General features: G+C 50.1%; 21 protein-coding genes and 5 pseudogenes. 5 read left to right on the top strand and 21 right to left on the bottom strand.

The features are described from left to right. The 16 genes and pseudogenes from GC087_RS25770 to GC087_RS25695 form a co-directional block, all read right to left on the bottom strand. A pseudogene (locus tag GC087_RS25770) lies at positions 1–194 on the bottom strand (hypothetical protein); the annotation flags it as partial. Beyond that, positions 194–355, bottom strand: coding sequence for a hypothetical protein (locus GC087_RS25765; protein ID WP_324030902.1), 162 nt, complete (start codon positions 353–355; stop codon positions 194–196). The pseudogene GC087_RS25770 and the gene GC087_RS25765, both read right to left, overlap by 1 nt. A 14-nt stretch (positions 356–369) precedes the next feature. Continuing rightward, positions 370–1,527, bottom strand: coding sequence for a hypothetical protein (locus tag GC087_RS25760; protein WP_324030901.1), 1,158 nt, complete (start codon positions 1,525–1,527; stop codon positions 370–372). Between the two features lie 125 nt (positions 1,528–1,652). Continuing rightward, the gene (locus GC087_RS25755) at positions 1,653–2,045 is read right to left on the bottom strand and encodes a hypothetical protein (RefSeq protein WP_324030900.1); all 393 of its coding nucleotides are present in this window, start codon (positions 2,043–2,045) and stop codon (positions 1,653–1,655) included. After that, on the bottom strand, positions 2,045–3,328 hold the full coding sequence (locus GC087_RS25750; protein WP_324030899.1) for a hypothetical protein: 1,284 nt from the start codon (positions 3,326–3,328) through the stop codon (positions 2,045–2,047). Before GC087_RS25750 ends, GC087_RS25755 begins: the two co-directional genes overlap by 1 nt. A 49-nt stretch (positions 3,329–3,377) precedes the next feature. Continuing rightward, entirely contained in the window at positions 3,378–3,683 is a 306-nt protein-coding gene (locus GC087_RS25745) for a hypothetical protein (protein WP_324030898.1), read from the bottom strand. 310 nt (positions 3,684–3,993) lie between these two features. Next, positions 3,994–4,209: a hypothetical protein gene (locus tag GC087_RS25740; RefSeq protein ID WP_324030897.1), complete on the bottom strand. Its 216-nt coding sequence runs from the start codon at positions 4,207–4,209 to the stop codon at positions 3,994–3,996. Positions 4,210–4,543: 334 nt separating this feature from the next. Continuing rightward, on the bottom strand, positions 4,544–4,837 hold the full coding sequence (locus GC087_RS25735; protein WP_324030896.1) for a hypothetical protein: 294 nt from the start codon (positions 4,835–4,837) through the stop codon (positions 4,544–4,546). Next, positions 4,816–5,118, bottom strand: coding sequence for a hypothetical protein (locus GC087_RS25730; RefSeq protein WP_324030905.1), 303 nt, complete (start codon positions 5,116–5,118; stop codon positions 4,816–4,818). Before GC087_RS25730 ends, GC087_RS25735 begins: the two co-directional genes overlap by 22 nt. Before the next feature lie 4 nt (positions 5,119–5,122). Beyond that, positions 5,123–5,584, bottom strand: a pseudogene (locus GC087_RS25725) (hypothetical protein); the annotation flags it as partial. Beyond that, positions 5,584–7,895, bottom strand: a pseudogene (locus GC087_RS25720) (hypothetical protein); the annotation flags it as partial. The pseudogenes GC087_RS25720 and GC087_RS25725, both read right to left, overlap by 1 nt. Beyond that, a pseudogene (locus GC087_RS25715) lies at positions 7,886–8,578 on the bottom strand (tyrosine-type recombinase/integrase); the annotation flags it as partial. The pseudogenes GC087_RS25720 and GC087_RS25715, both read right to left, overlap by 10 nt. Before the next feature lie 322 nt (positions 8,579–8,900). Continuing rightward, entirely contained in the window at positions 8,901–9,380 is a 480-nt protein-coding gene (locus GC087_RS25710) for a DUF2514 family protein (RefSeq protein WP_324030904.1), read from the bottom strand. Positions 9,381–9,459: 79 nt separating this feature from the next. Continuing rightward, positions 9,460–9,975, bottom strand: a complete 516-nt coding sequence (locus GC087_RS25705) for a lysozyme (protein ID WP_324030168.1) — start codon at positions 9,973–9,975, stop codon at positions 9,460–9,462. Further along, complete coding sequence (locus GC087_RS25700) at positions 9,959–10,267, bottom strand: phage holin family protein (RefSeq protein WP_246871098.1); 309 nt, start codon at positions 10,265–10,267, stop codon at positions 9,959–9,961. The genes GC087_RS25705 and GC087_RS25700 overlap by 17 nt, the downstream gene beginning before the upstream one ends. After that, complete coding sequence (locus GC087_RS25695) at positions 10,251–10,664, bottom strand: putative holin (protein ID WP_164482412.1); 414 nt, start codon at positions 10,662–10,664, stop codon at positions 10,251–10,253. Before GC087_RS25695 ends, GC087_RS25700 begins: the two co-directional genes overlap by 17 nt. A gap of 163 nt (positions 10,665–10,827) precedes the next feature. Between GC087_RS25695 and GC087_RS25690 the strand changes: the two genes are divergently transcribed. Genes GC087_RS25690 through GC087_RS25680 form a run of 3 tightly spaced genes read left to right on the top strand, consistent with a single transcriptional unit; the run spans position 10,828 to position 13,376 of the window. Further along, on the top strand, positions 10,828–11,187 hold the full coding sequence (locus tag GC087_RS25690) for a GtrA family protein (RefSeq protein WP_324030165.1): 360 nt from the start codon (positions 10,828–10,830) through the stop codon (positions 11,185–11,187). Further along, positions 11,184–12,110 (top strand): glycosyltransferase family 2 protein, encoded by a 927-nt coding sequence (locus tag GC087_RS25685; RefSeq protein ID WP_324030164.1) that lies wholly within the window; start codon positions 11,184–11,186, stop codon positions 12,108–12,110. The genes GC087_RS25690 and GC087_RS25685 overlap by 4 nt, the downstream gene beginning before the upstream one ends. After that, positions 12,111–13,376, top strand: a complete 1,266-nt coding sequence (locus GC087_RS25680) for a glucosyl transferase (protein ID WP_324030162.1) — start codon at positions 12,111–12,113, stop codon at positions 13,374–13,376. On the opposite strand, the gene GC087_RS25675 is transcribed toward GC087_RS25680, so the two are convergent. Genes GC087_RS25675 through GC087_RS25665 form a run of 3 tightly spaced genes read right to left on the bottom strand, consistent with a single transcriptional unit; the run spans position 13,377 to position 15,692 of the window. Beyond that, positions 13,377–13,787 (bottom strand): hypothetical protein, encoded by a 411-nt coding sequence (locus tag GC087_RS25675; protein WP_324030895.1) that lies wholly within the window; start codon positions 13,785–13,787, stop codon positions 13,377–13,379. It abuts the gene before it with no gap. Then, the gene (locus tag GC087_RS25670) at positions 13,777–14,643 is read right to left on the bottom strand and encodes a hypothetical protein (RefSeq protein ID WP_324030894.1); all 867 of its coding nucleotides are present in this window, start codon (positions 14,641–14,643) and stop codon (positions 13,777–13,779) included. Before GC087_RS25670 ends, GC087_RS25675 begins: the two co-directional genes overlap by 11 nt. After that, positions 14,565–15,692 carry a hypothetical protein gene (locus GC087_RS25665; RefSeq protein ID WP_324030893.1) on the bottom strand — a complete coding sequence of 376 codons (1,128 nt, stop codon included), beginning with the start codon at positions 15,690–15,692 and terminating at the stop codon, positions 14,565–14,567. The genes GC087_RS25670 and GC087_RS25665 overlap by 79 nt, the downstream gene beginning before the upstream one ends. Positions 15,693–15,865: 173 nt before the next feature. On the opposite strand from GC087_RS25665, the gene GC087_RS25660 reads away from it, so the two are divergent. Continuing rightward, a complete protein-coding gene (locus GC087_RS25660) occupies positions 15,866–16,126 on the top strand; it encodes a hypothetical protein (RefSeq protein WP_324030160.1) in 261 nt (86 codons plus the stop codon). Between the two features lie 320 nt (positions 16,127–16,446). After that, positions 16,447–17,184: a BRO-N domain-containing protein gene (locus GC087_RS25655; protein ID WP_324030892.1), complete on the top strand. Its 738-nt coding sequence runs from the start codon at positions 16,447–16,449 to the stop codon at positions 17,182–17,184. 32 nt (positions 17,185–17,216) lie between these two features. Here the strand turns inward: GC087_RS25655 and GC087_RS25650 are convergent, their stop codons facing one another. Beyond that, positions 17,217–17,555, bottom strand: a complete 339-nt coding sequence (locus tag GC087_RS25650) for a hypothetical protein (protein ID WP_324030157.1) — start codon at positions 17,553–17,555, stop codon at positions 17,217–17,219. Further along, positions 17,552–20,100: pseudogene (locus GC087_RS25950) on the bottom strand (hypothetical protein); the annotation flags it as partial. The gene GC087_RS25650 and the pseudogene GC087_RS25950, both read right to left, overlap by 4 nt.

Here is a 20,100-nt window from a genome sequence, read left to right as displayed (position 1 = left end):
AACGCGGCGGGCAACAAGATCTGCGGCCTGCTTGTATGTCTCAGCGTCAGGGATACCCCTTTACCGTTTTTGGCATTGGTACGGGATACCTGCCGCACCGCTTCCTTAATCCGGTCTTCGATGTTTTTAAGTTCATCTGCTTTGGGCTGGCGGCCCAGCGTCTGGGTGATAGCATCAACACAGGCTTGTTTCATTATGAGTTCCTCAGGAAGCAGGTAGCGGCCACGCTGTATACGTTCGATTCTTTCTGCACAGTAGCCAGTTGATTATCCAGGTCAGCCAGTGCCTGTGCCAGGCTTACCTGCTCCCCTGTATCGGGATGACTTACGGTTATTTCATCATTAAGGCGTGACATGTCACGGGCCATCATCAGGTCGAAGCTGTTGGATGAAAGCGTTTCACCCGAGTCAGGATCGATACTGACCTGCTCCGGGCCACAGTTTCAGCCTGGCGGCCCGAAGTGAAGGCGCTGTCATCCCTCACCTGTGGTGCCGGATTATCCTGTAGCGCCCGGGTCGTCTCGGGGATACCGTTATCGCGGTAAATTTCTGCCATGGTGGCGCGCTGCGCCTCGCCTGCGCTGATAGCGTCAGGATGGGGAACACCGGCAAGAGAGCGGACCTGCTCTGATACGTTAACAGGCTCCCCAGACATCAGCTGACGCGATGCCTGATCCATAGCTGCTACATGACTGTTCAGGCTTGCATTATCTGCATGCACCACTGGTGAGGATTCAAGATCGTAATAAAGCCCCTCGTTCATCACATGGGCAGCATCTACATCACTGGGTTTAATACCCGCTTCCGGTACCAGGCCGCGCATGCTTTCGGGGATCAGCCCCTGCTCTATGCGTGACAAATCAGAGCGGGCATCGTAGAACCTGCCGCCCGGACTGCTGTCGGCCAGGGTTGCACCGCGCTGATCAATCTGCTCTTTAAGCAGACCTATGCGCATATCAAGCTCATTCACCTGTGCAGTACGCTGTGCGCGGGCCTGCGCCAGTGCTTTTCCGCTGCCTGATAATGGCGTGTCCTTTATCTGCTGCAACTGCGCAGTCGCCTGGTCATGCTGGTATTGCAGGTCATAAACCTGCTGCGAAAGCGCCTTACGGTCACCCCGACTTAGCACCTGATCAGACAGCTGCTGTAGCTCTGCCATGCGTGACTCGTAGGTAATTTCTGGCTGAGCGGGCACCGTGTCGGCAACCGGAGGCGCGTCGTTAGCCGATGTTGTAGGCGATTCGGTATTGATCGTGTCTGGCGATGTTGACTGCGTATCAGCCAGTGCAGTGTCAGCGCGCTGTGCCGTGAGGTGATGTACGCCACCAAACGTTGCGCCCAGCACACCATCCACCAGCATGGCCTGCTTATCCCATACACGATATTGCTTAGCCAGTTCATCATAGCCACTGGATTCCAGCGTCTCACCCAGGGCAAAACGGTTAGCCGCTCCAAAGCTCGTATTTATAGCCACACCGGAAAGTAATCTTGTCGCCAGTCTGGCACCCACCCCGGCGGGTAGCGCCATTCCAAGCGCGTCTGCGCTGGCCTGTTCAAGCGCCAGCGTTCCGGCCGTATCTTCATTGACCCCTTTGGCCAGAAAATCCTGTCTTGTGGATTCCAGGCTGCTGCCGAACGCAACTGCGCCACCCGCTACCGGACCGGCCGCAGCAGTTGCAGCAATGGCTGGAGCGAAGCGGCCCAGACCTTCAAGGATATCAGCCGCGATACCCTGGCTGTTTGGCGCTGGTTTGACGGCCTCACGCGCATCGTTGAGCGATTTCTGAACCTCGGCAAGTTCTTGTCTACCACCTCATCCAAATCTGGCACGATGCCGCGCAGGCTGCTGTAGGTAGGGGAAAGCTTTGCGGCTTCTACACCGGTCTGTAACAGGCCGATAGATCCCTCTGCAGCACCACGGAAAAGCGCGGAGCCATTGCCCGCATACCACCTGGGATCATAATCGTCAGGCTGTGCTGGCTTTGCCGCTGCCTGATTATCTGCCCACACCTGCCCCTCGGGGGCCAGTGAAAATAAGTCAGACATTACTGGATCCTCACTGTTACAGGCGCGCCGGTACGTGGGTCTGTCGCCCAGCGCCCGCTGCCGGTCACCAGCCGGTACTGACTGTCACCGACGTTAACCGGAATAAAATTGTTCTGCCCGGCCGGATTGAGTCCGGCGGCCTTTAATGCCTCGCCGGCTGCCGCTGTGTATTTATCCTTAAACGTCGATTTATCCATGCCGAAGGGCATCACCACATCACCACCGTTGAAGCCTTTGAGCACCCCGCCGGTTGCCATCTGCACAGCCTTTTCAGCAATGTCACTGTCAACGTTTTTGGTGTTCACGCCGTCATTGTCACCATTGGTATAAGCCAGTCCGGCATAGGCAGATTTATAGATAGACCATGCCATCTGGCGCGCCTGAGGGTTATGCGAGAACGATGAACCGACAGCATCATCAAAGGTCTGTTTCAGCTTGTCATCCGACGGCAACTTGACCGGGCTGATGCCAGCCTCTTTCTGTGACTTTGTTGGGTTTATCAGTTGGTCGCCCTGGAGGATGGTTTTAGCCACGTCATACTTATTCATCGTTGGCTTGTAAGGCACAAACTGACTGTATGGGATGACAGGAGATCGGTTGTCATACTGATTATCTGGCATGCCAAGGATTAGCGCTGAATACGCTGTTGCTGCGCTGTCAGGCGCTATAGCTGAGGCGACTTTGCGCAGGGCGTCAGGTTGCAGATTGCGGCCAAAGCTCTGTAAAAGCGAGATCGACTGATTGACATCCGTGGTGCCCCGAACCTGATTGCTGACGTTTGCCGCCTCTTCCCGTGAAAGGATTGGAGCATTAATGCCAATCTGCTGTAGCTGACCCGATGCCGCTGCGCGGTTTTTCACTTCTGCGGTAATGTCCGCCGGGCTGCTTCCGGTGATCGGTTTGTATGCCCCGATGTCCATGGCGGCCTGATAGGGGTTGGATTCGCGCATGGAAATGACCTGCTTAGCTGCGGCGGCAACGTGGTCATAAGCGCCCGAACGGCTGGCAAATCCTTCACCGTTCCCTAACTCGGCTTTAAGCCCGGCAACATACTGCTGAATGCTGGCTGTCGGCATGGTACGGAAAGAGCCGATATACTGACCGGCAACACGGTCATTCTGCAGATCGTTGAATCGCTGCGTGCCCTCGCGGTAACCCCATGCGGCAATCAGCTGCTCCTGTGATGGTGGATTACTGAACTCTACCCTTTCATGTAGGCGGCTTTTGCATCGGAAGCTGATCGGTAAGCTGCGCCTTAAGCTGTGTCTGCGCCTGGCCTGCATTGATTTTGCCTGGCGGAGATACGCGGCCTGCGCCTCTGGCGAAGCAGCATCAAAAGCAGCGTTGCCGGTGTAACGCTTTGGGTGTATCCAGTGCTGTCAAGCCAAGAGCGGCACGGATCCCGGTATCAAGCTGATCGGGACTGTATGGCACGCTGCCGTTTTCATGTTTGACGATGCCAGTTGCCAGACTCTTGAGTACGTTAATATCTGTCAGGTTCAGTTGATCATCAGCCTTTACGCCCAGCTGACTGCACAGCGCTTTCACATAGGCCGCTGTGTTGTTGCCGTCGCTGGCGGGCGCCCATCGGTTTACGATCTCGTTGACAGTATCGTATCCCTGACTGCCATATGACATGAGGTTTTTACCCAGCGCGCGGATACCGTGTTCAGGGGTAACGAATTTTGCAAGCGGCCGTCACTTCCGGTCTGCCCGTCCCAGGTGTTTTTACCGGCTTCAATGTTGCCAGGGTTATTATTACGCAGCCCCCGCGCATCACCGGTTGAACCAGAAACGCGTACCGCGCCGGCATAATCCCCCGGCTCACCGTTCCGGCTGATGAAGTCCATATAGTTTGCGTCGACGCGGCGGAGAGCGCACCATCAGCAGACTGCTCTTTCAGTTTATTTTTGGCGCTGGCACGCTCTTCATCACTCAGCCATGAGCGTCAGCGAACTGGTCTATCGCTGTAAAACCCTGCTTCACGGTCGCAGTAAATGCCTGCGGGTCGTTGTACTGTCCCTGGCGGTGTCACTGTGGCCTGCTGCAACGCCTTAAACTGGCCTTCCTCGTACTCTTTAACCTGACCAATCTCATACGTGTTAGCCTGGCGCTTGTACTGCATACCGGCCTGATTAATCTGCTGCATGAACTGCGGCCGCATTGATCCGGCACCTGCTGCGCAAGTTCTTCAGCTTTCCCACGGATATTAGACAGGACAGTTCTGACTGACCTACTGCGTTTTTACCCTGCTTCGTGTACAGACCGTTGTCAGTGTTATTGAACTGATCCTCAGCGAAAGACTGGAACTGAAGCAAAGCATTCTGGCTCTGTGCAACATTCGCCTTGTGCTGTTCATCAGCAAGAATACCGGCAATCCGGTTACCGGTTCTGCCAGCCGCCCGAAATTATCAGGGCTGGTCTGGACGCTTACCTGTGGGCTGGTAATCCTGTCACTGGTCTGCCTGGAGTTATACGTAGGTACCGTTGGCATAGTTTCAGTCCTTAAAAGGTAAAGCTGTTGCTGCCGTAACGATGCTTTTCAGTCCGCCAAATGCGCTTGAATTAGTGGAACGCCGAAGACGAAGATGATGAGAACGGGCTTTTACCACCTGCTGACGTATATCCTGAATAAGCACCAGCGCCCATTGAGCAACGTCATACCCGCCTGCTGATTTCCAAAAGAACTCAGTGCTGATGCCTGTGAACGGGTTACCAGCGGCCTGCGTCTGGAGGCCATACGCCTGTGCTTTTGCGTTGTTCACTGTAGTCAGCGCATCAAGTTCACCCATTTGCGCTGTGTCGCCAAAATATCCACAGCTGTGCCACGCCCAGGTCGACGCCACTGGCTGCCATAGTCGCCGCCTGCGTTCCCTGAAAGCTGACGCGCCCGGGCACGCATCTGATCTGCCTGCGCGTTACCAGCATTTATTGCGGCGTCGGCGGATTTCTCCTGCAGGTCAGCATTGTAGTTGGCAAGCTCTGACTGATATTTCGACTGCTGGCGCTGGCTGTAAGCAGATGCTGCAGTAGCTGCAAGCATGGCCACACCGATAGCAACGGGTCCGCACATTATTTTCTCTCAGGGTGAAGCGGTGAAACAGCATGCCGTTTGGTCCGGCCGGTGCTGGTTCATCAAGTTTGAATCCCAGCCAGTGCAGCCCACTGTTTAGCCGCAATGTTTCTGGCATCTACATAATTCTCAAGACGGGGGAATGACTCAAGGATGCCAGCGAGTAAAGGGCGGCTGTGGCGGATAAAAGCGCGTGGAATGGCTTTCAAGCTTGTCTGAGGCAATCAGCCATGGCGTTCCATAACCGGTTTAAAATACTCGCGGGCGTCACACCAAAAACAGCCACCACCTCGCCATCCACCAGCCCGGCCCAGCAAAATGCTGAACGGGCAAGGCCATAGTCCAGTACCTGCGCAGGCGTCATTGACCAGCCTGATTCAAATTCTTCTATGTCGGCCTGTCTCACGTTTGAGACAAGATCAGCGGCATGCTCCGGCGTGGCGGCTACTATCGAAACCTCTGGCATTATCTTCCCCCCACTGACACATACGGGATTACAGCCAGGATTGAAAGTGGTAGCGGATCTTCCTGGCGAACATACACGCGGCCACCTTTTCCCCAGTTAGCATCAATGCTGATATCGATCGTGCCGGTAGCATCCTCTACAGGATTGTCATAAAACTCATATTCCCGCTGCGCATACTCATAAAGATTTTTACCGTCGGTACCGGCAAACACTCCCCGGCTGGAGTTGACCAGCAGGCTAACCTGAGAAATGATCATCTTTTTATCAAGCAGCGTTTCCTGTCCGGTAATATTCACGTCCAGGGTTTCAAACTCAGCTGTCACAGGAAGGCCAATATGGACGACGGCACCCGGCGTACTGATATCGACTGCGCCGCCAGTGACTGTCTTTTGCGGCTCAACATTGCCATCTGACAGGATATTGACTGTTTTACCTTCCAGATGATCAAGCCCTGAAAAATGAGATACAGCCTTGCTCCATTGTGTTAATGGCTGGTTTTGCAGAATCAAAGGGATGTCGTGGTTAGCGGTGACAGAAGCCTGGTTCGACGAAATAATGGCGCCGATTTTTAACCGAAGGACTTTATCAACCAGCTCATCATCCTCTGCCTGCTGGTAGGAAATGTGAATTTCCTCACCGACATTGGCCGATGTGAAATAGGCCACACCCGAGGCACTAAGCGTCAAAGGTGATGACCATTTCCAGGTGCTGTCGGTGGTGCCTACTGTCATGGTGCGTGATTGATCGGTATTCCTGCCATCATAGCTAAGGCCACAATCAACGAAGAAAGCATCAACATCTGAACTGAACTGCCGCGTTGAAAGCCGTTCAATATAGCGACGAGACTGTCCATTAATGGTCCGCTGCACTGTAAAATAAACAGCATCCTCTGTGCCTTCGCTGATACTGCATGTTGACTCAAAATTCCCATCAGTAGGCTGCGGTGCCCAGGCGAATACCTGTTGGTCACGCAGGTAAGTCAGGGTCAGTAACATGCCATCATTACGAATAGCCCAGGCTGCCGAATAAGGCACGACAGAGAATGACCAGTCGGTAAGTTGATAACCCTGAAACAGGTGGTTAGCCAGTACGGTAAGATCGCTTCCCTGATAGCTGTCAACGTCGAATGAATAAGCCAGATCACGAACAACACTGCCCTTTTCCTGGATAAACAGCGCGATATTGCTGACTGTGATGGGCGGTGTTGAACTGGCGCCGTCGGCCCCCTGTGAGCTGAAAGAGAACGAACTGGGTGTAAGCACCTTGTTCTGGTCGCCGTTAATCTTGAACTGGCCGCCAGACATTAGTGCAACCAGGGATCCTACATCAATCAGGTGGCGGATTTCGTTTACCTGGCGTCCTGCATATGTGTAAGTAATGCGATCATCGTCAGCAATGGGTGAGCTTTTGCCAAAGTCCTTATAATCTCCAGACCGGCTCGACCAGATGGTTTGTGGTGCGGCGCGTGATGCGGCGAAGAAAAGGCGCTGCTGATAATAGACCACCGTGCCAGGGTAGCCATTGGCGCTGTTCCATGCGAAGCGGGCCCATTTATAAGAGCCGTTACCACTGCCAACAGCATTAGATGGAATGCGTGAGACTACCTCTGCTGAAGCAGTGGTTCCATTTGCAGAAACAATACGACAAATACCAAAACCAGAATGCAGATATTCCCAGGGAACACCTGTTGATCCCTCTCCTGTTCCTCCCCAGCCATCAAGAGAAACGCCTTCAGTATGGGATGGCCGCAATGAACCAGTTGTGCCAGCGTATGAGGCCCGGTAATAATTGTTGCCTGCCCTGCGAACAATCCCAGCGGTAACTGGTTTTCCGGACTCCCACACTGGGATGTTGTCTATGGATGATTGCTCAAGATAAAAAAGTTTTCCGTTTTGCTCAGTTCCAAAAATAGAACTGCTTGCTGTAAGCGTGATGGTTCCTGTTTCACCACTTGCATATACCACTACGGATTTATTTATTTACGTCTTCGAAGGGACCGTTTTTGGTTACGACTTCAACCAGCGCCCAGTTATCGTGCGCATAACGCTGTAATTCTCGGGCGCGCATAGTTGGGATGGCAGATGGTCATCACATCAGCTGACTGGGTGTATTTCAGGTCAAACAGATCTGCTTCCAAATAGGGTGTCGCAATTTCATAGACAGCACCTGCAGAATTCAGCACCTGGCCGCCGTCTTTGAATACACGCATATAACCGTCACCAAACTCCAGCGCATAGGTCTGTACGGTCGAAAACTGGAAGGGGATCAGTCGGCACTTTTTGTTTGGGTATTTTGCCTCTGCAATTTCACGGCCAGTTTAAGCGTAGCCATCGTGGAAACGTCATCGAGCGTGCGGAAGAACAACCCGATTTCAGCAGGCGTAAGCGTGGTTACGCGCGGCTCAAACGTAGCGATCGATGATGCCCGGATACGTTCGGCGGGATTGATGAACTCATGACCTCGGTCAGTCGCATACCGGTAAATGCTGGCGATGATTTCGCGGGCCTGAACGGCTGTTGCCCGGCCACCGCGCGCCACAATCCTGTCGCACAGGTCACGAACCATCGCCGTGTTTATCTCGGTCATCAGTTTATTGCCCAGCGCGGGCAGGATGTCCCTGTCGATAACAGCCTGTTTCATCGCGCGCGTACTGTCCGCCAGGCGGGCATGCTCCATATATCTGACGGTAAAATGGTTAAGCCTGTCGGCACCGGCTATCTGTTTTTTACCGTCACGTTTCGCCGCAGATGGTGATACGCCTGAGGATATGAGCTTTTTAGCGGCATTGAGTTGCTCGCGTGCTTCGGCCAGGCTGATACCGTCAGGTCCGTATTTGCCTATCGTCAGGGTTTCACGTCGTCCGTTGAATCGGTAGTCATAGCGAAATGAGATCGTGCCGCCCGGCAGAACGGATACGTAGAGCCCTTCACGGTCAGCGACTTTGTACGCCTTCTCGCGCGGCTTGAGATTTTTTATCTTTGTGTCTGTAAGCATGGTCGGCTCCGAATACCGTCACCGCTACCAATCTGGTAACGGTAAAAAAGGATCTGGAGCGTACAACGGATCGGCCATACCGTCAAAAACACCGACGGTAAATTGTGGCTTTCAGCAATCGTTAACAATCGATAAAAAGAAAAAGCCACCAGCAATCGCTGATGGCTCAAGGATTTTACAAATCGGTGTCAATCGTCAGCAAAAGGCTGTAAATCATTCCCACTCAATCGTTTACTGCCAACATAAGTAATTGATAATTATAATTTACGATGATTTCTTTTTATTCGATACCGTCTGCCATACCGACACCGGAGTAAAGTGACTATTTATTGGGCTGTTTATCGGGTCGGTCGAGACGTGAATTGCGTACCGCATCGTAAGCCCTTTCACAGGTCATGGCAATACGGCCTCGCCTGTCAGCCTCTTCCGCCAGTTCTCCCGCTGTTGCGTCAATTTCTTGGTACAGGTTGGCAAGCAGATCGGCGGAGACTGGCCTAACCTTCCCGCTGCTGGCAGTTCCGGTATCGCCGCCACGTCGCTGCTGTAACTGGGTGATGGCTTCGACGATACCGAGTTGCAGCCTGTCAGCAGAACGCTGAGCAGCAATACGGTCGGCATTAGCTTTGCGGTTTTCTTCATCGGCTTCTCTCTGTAATTTATCAATGGCAGCCTGGCGGGCCAGCTCAGTGCGTCGCTGCTCCTGGGTGAAAACCAGCCGTGATTCAGCATCTGCCTTGTCACGTTTATCCCATTTTTCCTGCCAGGCATGATTCGCATCAGCCTGACCCGACGAATAACCTATGTGATTGACCAGCCATAACCCCCTGCCACCAGCATTAAGGCCGTCAGGGGTTTCCAGTAGGCTTTGAGGAAGGCGGGTATCATGCGGCCGCCTTGCCGATTGCTATCGCATCGGAAGCAGTTGCCCCGCCGTATAGAGCAGCTTCCGCAGCCCGGCGACGGATCAGACCTTTCATTGGTTTGCCGGCCGCATTGCACCAGTATTTGAACTGGCGTGCAGCACCATCGAAGTCGCGTGCATTAGTGAGGCGCAGGAGGCTGGACGGATTGCCGTTTTTCAAAACCAGCAATCCATCTTTGACGCCCTTCTTACCCGGGCCGACGTTGAAGCAGAAGGAGACCAGCGCATCGAACTGGTTCTGACTGATGGTCGTGGTAAGCGCATTGGAGACGAGGGATTCAAAATATGCCAGGTCAGTGCGCAGTACTGATTCCGCCTGCGCCTGATTCCAGACGGTGCCTGGTCGAACATCATTTCCTGTGTGGCCATAGCCGATTGTCCATGGTGCGCCACCTGTCGCCGGATCTGGATAGGCTTTTGTTTCGAGCCCCTCAAAAGCTTTGACCAAAGCAATGCCGTTATCGGAAGTTTTCACGTTTTTTTCCCCGGTTAGCGATAGTGAAAAGCTGCATGACGTTGCCGCGAGTTTTCAGCAGCGCGCCACACAGCAGAACTTTGATGAGGAGGTCGGCCCAGTCAGTGCTGACGTGGTAGCCGTAGGCGACACGGATGGGAACAGAAGCGCAGATTACGATAATGGCGTAAGCAAGCCAGCCACCAGCTGGCTTATGCGTAGAACGCTCACGGCGGAACGTCATCAGCCTGAGCGCAATCACGCCGCACAGGATTGCGTTTATTGCCTGGAGCACTTCATAACTTGTCATCATCAGAGCCTCTCTTTAAGGCTGCCTGAGGATCACCCGACCGCTTATAGAGATGCATCAAAAGTCTTACAGCCACGACTGACATAATCAGCGCGGCACCTGCATAAGCTGACTTAATCTCTATCGAATCAGGCGAAACGGACGCCCATTTAGAAATGATTGCGATAATGAGAGAAGCAGCTGGGCGGGAAACAATTACGCCTGCGATGAAGCTGACAAGGGCAAGAATGAGCCGCTTCTTGATCGGGTACTCCTGGGCAGCGGTGACGAAAATAACCGAGCCAGAAAACGCGCCAAGCACAACTTCAGGCGGGACACCATTAAAAAAAGCCAGCCACGCCGATCCACTCAACCCAATAGTCACCGAGGTTGTGCCGGTCACGGACAAAGGATCAGTCATGGAAACCACCTGCATAGTGCATAGCACACCTCCACTGTAGTTAATGGCGATACTATACACAATAATGCATATGTGGGTTATTGGTAATTTTAAGGTTAATCTTAGCTTTGTTACCTTATTGGTAAGTGGTATGATTGGGTAAACCTCACGCGATAAACAGCCAATGCTTGAAAAATTCTCTAAATATTTCTCGGTAGGTATCATAAACACGGCGCTGCACTGGGCCGCCTTCTATGTTCTTTACGGCCAATCAGGTAATCAGAGCATTTCGAATTTTATTGCGTTTTGCTTAGCAGTTACTTTTTCTTTTTTTGCAAACGCAAAGGTGACTTTCAAAAGCAAAGTTTCTACTAGCAAATACTTTTTATATATTGGGTTTATGGGTGCTATGGCGGCATCCATAGGGTCAATGAGTGATAAGTTAAACTTAAACCCAATAATAACTCTGATTCTTTTTTCTGTGATAAGTCTTTTTATGGGCTTCTTTTATTCTAAATTCATCGTATTTCGGGATGAAAAATGAAAATATCTTTAATTGTTCCTGTCTACAACGAAGAAGATTCAATTCCCATCTTTTATCAAGAGGTGAGGAAAGAGCTATCTGATTTAGATGTTGAGATCGTTTTCATAAACGATGGCAGTACAGACTCAACTGAATCTATCATCAATGCACTCGCTGCTTCTGACAGTCGCGTAATAAATTTAAACTTCACACGCAACTTTGGAAAGGAACCTGCGCTTTTTGCAGGACTCGAGCATGCTACTGGCGATGCAGTCATACCTATTGATGTTGACCTTCAAGATCCAGTAAGCGTTATTCCTAAGCTTATTGATAAGTGGCAATCGGGCGCTGACGTTGTCCTGGCTAAAAGAAACGACAGAGCATCAGATACTCATATGAAGAGAAAGAGTGCTGAATGGTTCTACAAATTACACAACAAAATTAGTTCTCCCAAAATAGAAGAAAACGTGGGTGATTTCAGACTTATGTCACGGGAAGTTGTCGAGCACATAAAGCTGATGCCAGAACGTAACCTCTTTATGAAAGGTATCCTCTCATGGGTAGGAGGAACGGTTGAGGTTGTAGAATATGCGAGAGCAGAACGCATAGCAGGAAATTCAAAGTTCAATGGCTGGAAACTCTGGAACCTTGCATTAGAAGGAATCACAAGTTTTTCTACATTCCCGCTGCGTATGTGGACCTACTTAGGATTAGGTATTGCTGCACTGTCATTTATTTACGGTGCATGGATGATTGTTGATACCCTGGCTTTCGGCAACCCGGTTCATGGCTACCCATCTCTGTTGGTTTCCATACTATTTTTGGGTGGTGTCCAGCTAATTGGTATCGGCGTATTGGGGGAATATATTGGTAGAATATATGTTGAAACTAAAGACAGACCTAGATATTTATTGAAGAAGAAAATTAACAAAGGTATTAAGTAAATGGAAAGGATTTATAAAAGCAATTACTTTAAGGCATTCGTGCTAGTCTTGTCATTTTTGCTTTTGTGGGCAAGAAGGGAAGATATATTGTTAAATGCTCAGTTCTGGGCTGAGGATGCTGTTTTCTGGTATAAGGATGCATATCAAAACGGGTTCTTAAACTCATTGCTGACCCCACGAAATGGATATTTTCAGACTGTTTCCACCCTTATTGTCGGCGCTACATCATTCTTAAACCCATTATATGCACCATTTGTAGCTAATTTCTTTGGCATACTTTTAAGAGCAATATTGGTATGGTTTCTTTTTACGGAAAGATTCTCATTTCTAAACATAACCACAAAGGCTCTCATATCTGCATACTTTTTCTGTATGCCAGGAATACAAGAGGTACACGCTAACATAACAAACGCGCACTGGTACTTATCGCTTTATGTCGCGATGATCATCATTTCCAGAAAACCTGAAACCACAGGATGGAAAGCGCATGATATATTCTTTGTAATCCTGTCGGGATTAAGCGGACCTTTCATTATTTTTATTTTGGCGTCGACTATTTTCAAATACTATAACGAAAACAAATCTAACATAAGTGTAAAAAGTTTTATTAAGTTTTATACTGAACCAACCTATATTGCAATGATTCTCTGTGCCGTTGTGCAAGTATCAACAATACTTTTAACATTTGAAGGTTCAAGGTCATCAGCACCACTTGGGTTTAGCATGGACGTGATGTCCTCAATATTATCATCAAACGTTTTTCTTTATACCTTCTTCCCGTGGGATCTTGCATCATATGGGTGGGAAAACAAGCTGCTGTCAATTTCCATTAATGTATTCTTTATTTCTGCTGTAGCTTACACATTTATAAAAGGTAACTGGCAGGCAAGAATTTTCGCCACACTTCCACTGTTGATTTTTGCCTTCTCAATGGCAAAGCCTCAATTAACTGACTCTATGCCACAGCTTCCTACATTGGTAAACGGTGAGGGTCAAAGATATTTCGTTAACATTCATATTGCGATATATTCATTATTGACGGTCGCGATATTTAAAAATTTTAAACGCGGTACTTTTAAGACATACATTACTATTGTTTTTTGTACCCTGACAGCGGTTATGTTTTCGTTAAACTTTTTTATTAGTCCATTGCCAAATATGAACTGGCGAGAGGGAGCAAGAATGATAAACGAAGCAAAGCCTGGTGAGAAAGTTTCATTCAGAGTTGTACCTCCGAGGCTCGTCCTTGAGCTTATAAAGAAGTAGCTACCAGTTTGTTGACACAAACATACCGTAAACAAATCTGCGGTAATTATCCATAAAGTCAGATGCGTTGCTCAGGGAGAGGCTGATAACAAGGTCCTCCCCAACGCCATCAAAATTGTTGGTTGTTTTGCTGGAAAACCTGAACGGCTGCCCAGAAGTCACTCCTCCACTGTAAATCAGGTTCTCTAAATATCCGCCATCTGGTGTTGTGAATATATCCAGAGATGCGCTACCTGTAAGGGTGTTACCATAGTTTTCAAATACACCGAAACCTGTGACATACAGCATGGCATTATGAGATGTAATAAGGTGGCTACGAGACTTATTGAAACCTATGCTGATATGTTGATGTTGGCGGTTGTGGTTCGAATAGGTGTTTCGCTTGATCCGGTAATAAGCCTTACCGGCCATGCCCCTCCCCCAGCCATGGATCAATGGTATTGCCAGGATCTTTCGCTATTGTCTTTGAAACAATGTCGTTTAATGACCGCTGGTAAACGCTGCCAACACCACCGAAAATGATCGGATTGGTGATGAACTTCTGACCCTTACCTGAGCTGCTCACTATATCAGCTATCATAGATTGAAGGTCGGCGTTATTGGCAACATTGCCATTGAAACTAGCATCCCAGACGAAGCATGCAAAATCACCATTACCTGACTTGCCAAAGACTTTGCCAGCGCCGGTTATCTGGGGGACATCAAAACAGTACGTGCCGTCCCTTGCTTCCACAGGGTTGCTGTTGGGGTCAACATAGGCCTGAAAGCAGGGTATGACCTTTGCATTACCTGTCATTTTCAGTGCGGCACCTAAATCCGTGCGCATTTTACCCAGGTCTCTGTTTATCCTTGATGACAGGTCACCAGACGCATAATACATGCTGTAGCTGTCAACGAGAAAAACATCATAATTATACGACCACGGCTTGGTCCAGGTGTTCAGATAGGCCCACAGGTAATCCACGCAGAAAAGTTTTTTCTTTGTCAGGGCACGAAGCGTGGATATCGCTGATTCCTGATTTGCCAGGCTTATGCCTCTGCTGCCTGGCTCATCAATAACGCTGTAGCCAATTACGTTCCTGAAACCATCTGCAGCAGATACAACCTGCGCTACCGTTCCATTATTGTGAGCGACGCTGTTCTCTGTGTTGACCACGACATTCAGACCGGCAGTTGCTGCGTTTTTAATTAGCTGAGGAATTGTGCCATTAACATCTGCTGGGCCATTATCGAAATAACAGTAATGGAGTATTGTGTTAAACCCCATCGATTTAATTCTGAGCAACTCACAAAGGTCGTAAGCGCTCTGAACGTAAATGCCTCTGAAAACTCACCTTCACCAGCCTTTGTATACTCAACCTCTACGGTGGCATTGGGAATTGTTGTGCGCGCCAGTTGAATTTTAAGCTTTCCAATAAAAGGCTGTCCGTTAGTGTTGATTATCTTTGTTGTCTTATACGTCTTGCCAGTAATGCCAACCACCACTTTTCCAGTGTTAAATGCAGCCTGTATCGCATCTGACCAGTCGTCAGACACAACGAGGTTCGCATAATCTTCAATGTAGGCAAATGCGTTTCTTTTGGTCAGCGTGGAATTAATTGCGTCAATATCGGTTTGCACATTGCCATTTGTCGAACCGATTGACGATGCCCCTGTAGGCTTGGCCAGTTCTATCATAACATCAGATGCAGATCCGGACGCAGGCAAAACCATGATTGGATTACCTGATTCATCCATTGCGACCAGCTTATTTTTACGCTGATTAATTCCCGGCAGAGCTGGTATTGGGTTATCAGTTCTCAGGGTTTTGCTGAGATTGCCCCCGGCCAGACTATCGACATAGTTTTTGGTAGCTGCATCCTGCGGGTTGACAGGATCTCTCAGGTTACGGATGAAATTGCCAAGGGCATCATAATAAGGGGCGATGAAAGTGGGTTTTCTTAATGACAGGCTGAACTGGCTTCCAAGTCTCTGAATCAGCATTGTCAGGTAATCGAATGCATCTTCGTGCGTCTCAGCGAAAAACCGGCCCTGGTTGCGTAAATCCGTTTCCTGTACAGCAGGCAAATCGCGGTCGAGGGATATTTTCCAACCGTCCTGCAACGGTGATTTCAGTATGACATTCCCACCGCTTACCTGACCGACGCCGGTAATATCATAATCAGTTCCGAGCTGTAGCGTAGATACTAATCCCGCTGTGTCCACGACTGTAACAACCATGTGGCTGCTCTTTAATACCCTAAACCTGTAAGGGAATGTTGTTGTCGTTCCGTTGCCGTCATACTGCTCATGGTTAACTACGGTTGATACGGTCATTTTTTACTCCGGGCGTTGAAATATCGATCAAGTCTACCGCATTCCATGCATATATGGATAATGGGTAATAGGCGTTCAATCATTAATTGATGAAATTTATTGACCAGAACGGAGTCCAAAAACTTGCGCTAAACACTGTGTAAATATACAGTGTTATCAGGAGGGCGAAAATCATGAAAAATAATGCTGAATATTATTACCCTGGAAACGACACTTACACTCAAAATCTCTATAGTGATGAAGGGATTAAAAAGCTTACGCAGAACTCAAGGATAATTGAACTGCTGGAGGAACTGGAACGAAAAGGAAATAATGTAAGCGGCGCAAGGGATGAAGTGAATGCCCTCTTCAACTATGTCACTTCAACGAGAAAGATGAAATCAGAGGTGCTCACCCACCTGGCCTACCTAAAGCAATGTGTAGAAAAAAGCTGAAAACATTACTGCAATTACTAATACCGTTCCATTTTAATTACCAATGTGGTAACTTTACTTTCTGCACACTTCGCGCCATGATGTTTTTGCACTGGCAAAATCCAGTGCCGGGATTGAGACCCCGGACAGATACAGGCGCACGACACGCGCTTAGCGTGTTTTTTTATGCGTGCGGTTCAGCAACACCTCAATGGTGGGCTGGGCGGGGCAACCGAAAGGTTGGCCGGTTTCCTGTATCCCGGTAGTCTCAACCCTGTTCAGCTCACCACCAGCGAGATTGAGACCTCAGGTGGTGACTCTCAAATTACAGGAGACGAACCATGACTAATACTTCCCGCATAACATCTGTTTTCCAGTTCGAGTCATCAGCAAAAATCAGAACCTTCACCATTAACGGAAACCCATGGTTTTTTGCCACTGATGTTTGTGATGCGCTCGGGTTAACCAACAATCGTGACGCTTTATTAAAACTGGATGATGATGAAAAAGACACTGTCGGTTTAACCGACAGTCAGCCAGGAATGGGGCCTCAGAGCATTTCTATCATTTCTGAGTCAGGACTTTATACGTTGATTCTCCGTTGCAGGGATGCCGTACGCAAAGGCACCATCCCCTACCGCTTCCGTAAATGGGTGACCAGCGAAGTGCTGCCGTCGATTCGCCAGACCGGAACGTATGCCCATTGTCAGCCTGATCTGTTACCGGCTGAACCTGAATCAACGATGAGGCTACCGACGCCCGACGCGGTAAAAAGGAAACGGACAAAAAGACTGCTGCGCGCATTGCTGAAAAGTGGCGTACCCGTCATCTTGAAGGAAATGCGAGAAAACCAGTATCACTACTCTAACTGTGACGTTGGTCCTGCCGAGGTGATCCCGCTCTTATGTCTGATAACCGCCGAGGGCTGCAACTGCATGCTCTACTGGCAGAGCTGGCAAGCAACGACCATGACGTGTCCGGAGCCTGGCGTGAGCTTGAAGCGATCCGCCTGCATCTGGCAGAACACAGAAAGCTGTTGGCAGAACTGGCAACGCATGGGCAATACATTGCGCAGCTAGCGGCAAAATAGAATTAAGCCCGCGAAAGCGGGCTATTTCCTGCGCGATATATATTCAGAATCTATCTTTACCATTTCTTCATGCCAATGATCTCTTTCAAATTTTCTAGTGTTTTCTAATTTCCTAGCATACATAATCGCTGCTGCTCCCGAAGCCACAATTACATAGTTGAGTACCTTTGCCCATAATGGGTAGCCAGAAGTCGCTTCGCCCAACGCCCATACTAGTACGCCAACAAAAGCAAAAATGCCATATAAGAAAAACATCATGACATCATTGCCTCCTTGGCCTTTGATGGAAACATAACGATCATAAGTTTTCTTTCTTAATTCCAAAAGCTCTTCATCACTATATTTTTTGTAGTTCATCATTTTCCCACTGCCTTTTCCCAGTCAGGCGCACGACGTGGTGCAGTGTCGCCCGGATTCCACCAGCTCGTTACGTCAAACTGGCTTTGCGCTCTGTCTCTCACGCGGTCGTTATACCAGGGTTAGCCATTTCCTGCAACTGCTGAATGATAAGATGGTTTGTTACCGCTTTGGTATACCACAGGTTTGCAAAAGGCGTAATCATCCTGGCAGTTTTAATGGCATCGGCTCCGAACGTCGTATCTTCACCTGTAATGCTTTTTGTGGGTTAGTGATAAGCAGTTTCATTAATGACTCTGCCAGCCCAAGACTCGGGCCACCCAGCGTTGCCGCTATGCTGGAACCGTATTGCGTATGGTCCTGCAGGAGGAAATCCCCATAGATGCCAAAGCCGCCGCCCTTTAACATCGCTCCCGCCCAGGTACCCGGTTTAGTCATATCAATCGGGTCATTACCGGATAAAAGCGCATTCATCTGGTTTGCAAACATGCCGGTAATCATCGTCCCTCCCATGTATGCCGCAAAGAATTTCAAGGCTGGAACGCGCTCCAAATCCTGAGTGCGAGTCACCATCTGCCGGAAGCCAGCAAAAGGCGTGGTTTTTGAACAGCATAAAACTTTTCAGCAGCTCACCACCCTGATCCCGAGTATATGTGTCAATGCCTGTGGCCGTGGTGATGGCCTGTGTCATTTCACCATGGGTTATGCCCAGTAGTTTTTGAGCCGCTTCAGCCCGCGCGTTACGCACCATACGCGTTACGGTCTGCTCACCTCGGCGTCATATGCCTGGTGCAGGTTTTTGGCACGCGAATCTGTCATAGCCCCCAGGCTGGCCAGTGCCTCATCTGCACCGGCGCGCACGCCGCTCAATTTGCGGTGCCAGTATCTCCATAATCCTGGCATCCGGCACAGCATAGATTGCATCAGGGGTCATCCCCATGTGGCCGCCTGTGGTCATTGGCCGTAAATCTGCCCGCTGCCATGATAGACCAGTCCTGCGCGCTCCAGCCTTTTTGCGACAGTAAAGCCTTATCACTTCCTTTTAGGTCGTCCGATTGTGGCAAACCGGCGTGTCAGCTCACCGATGTTTTTATACATCAGCAGGCCGAATGCCGCCTTGTTTGCCCGGTCCATGGCAATCAGCCCCGGACCATTTCAGTGTTTTCTCGGCGAACCAGCCAGTAATGCGCGCGTCAGGTCAAATCCGCCCATCTTCGATATCACTGCCGAGTGAGCATCAACCATCAGACCTATCTCGGCGTTGGCGCGCTTGGCGTCGCCACTGAACAGGTTGCGTAATGTGGTGGCGACAGGCGCATCCCGTTCCGGTCAAACCTAATGCCTGGCGGCCGCCCGCATCACAGCCTGATCCGATGTGGCCGTAATCACGCTTGAGCCGAGCATCGCTGAGGTCATCAGATTACGGAGTCCACCCACAACAGATGAGAAAACGCTGGTGCTGTTGACGCCATTCAGACCCGCCATTGAGTCAAACATACGCCTGGACCAGCTCCGCGGCTCCTTTATTTCATTTTCTCTACCGGGCGGGCGGCACCGTAATGCTCACTGATTTCTGGTAGACGCGATCCGCAATCAGTCGGAAGTTAGTGGCCGCATCGGGGCCAAAAGCTTTAAACCACGCCCAGGTCACGGGAGGCTGATTGCAGGTGGCCCATCATCACGCCAACAACAGGTTTGCTGCGTGTATTTTTTCCATGTAATTGAAATGGCTGTCGGCATCTTTGAACGCCCAGCACGCCGGCTTTGTGAACCGCGATTTTTAATACCGCCAGTGCCAGCCGAACGCGCCGGGCTCAAGCTTCTGCGCCGCCGTCAGTGGGCCCCTTACTCTCGAAGATGTACTCCCAGCGCCTCTCGATACTCAACATCGTTCATTGGCGAGCCGTCAGGGATTAACAAACTGCGTTCTGTCCTGGGTGTTGTAGATATCGTCGACCCACTTGCGCCGCGCCCAGTCGCCTGGCGGCATCCTGCCAGCAACACGCGCCTGTAACCTTTCGGCGGGCGGTAGGGTGTTAAGCCACTCTTCCCGACCTGCAGCACGGATCATATCGGCATCATCGACGTAAGGCAGGTGCCAGTCATCACGCAAACCAATATCAAATCCGTTATCGTTCATTTCCTGCCGGGCTCGGGTAGTGATATCGCCCCAAATCTTCGCAACTTTCTTAGCCGCGGCGTTGCCCGTGTCCTCGCCGTAGATTTCTTTCAGCAACTGCAGCTGATAGGACTTCCCCATGCGGGGATCGAATACGTTAAAAAACTTCTGCACATCGTCACCGGCTGCCGTGATCTCAGCAGTAAGCTGGCGCGTCCAGTCCTGATAAGCACCGGTTGCCAGTTCTTCGGCTGAGACAACATCAATCTCTTTACCACCGAAAACCTTGCGGCCGGCGAAAATAAACTGAGCCAGGTTCTGCGGCGTCTGTTCCGCCAGCGGCACGTTGCGGTTAAGTGTCTCGGTCACATTGTTAATGGCTATGGCGTTCTGTGCCAGGCGCTGGCGCTTTTTGAAAACGTCATGCAC

Source organism: Pantoea sp. JZ2 (assembly GCF_035191405.1).
In the GTDB taxonomy this organism is placed as follows: domain Bacteria; phylum Pseudomonadota; class Gammaproteobacteria; order Enterobacterales; family Enterobacteriaceae; genus Pantoea; species Pantoea stewartii.
This window is presented reverse-complemented; position numbering and strand designations above follow the sequence as displayed.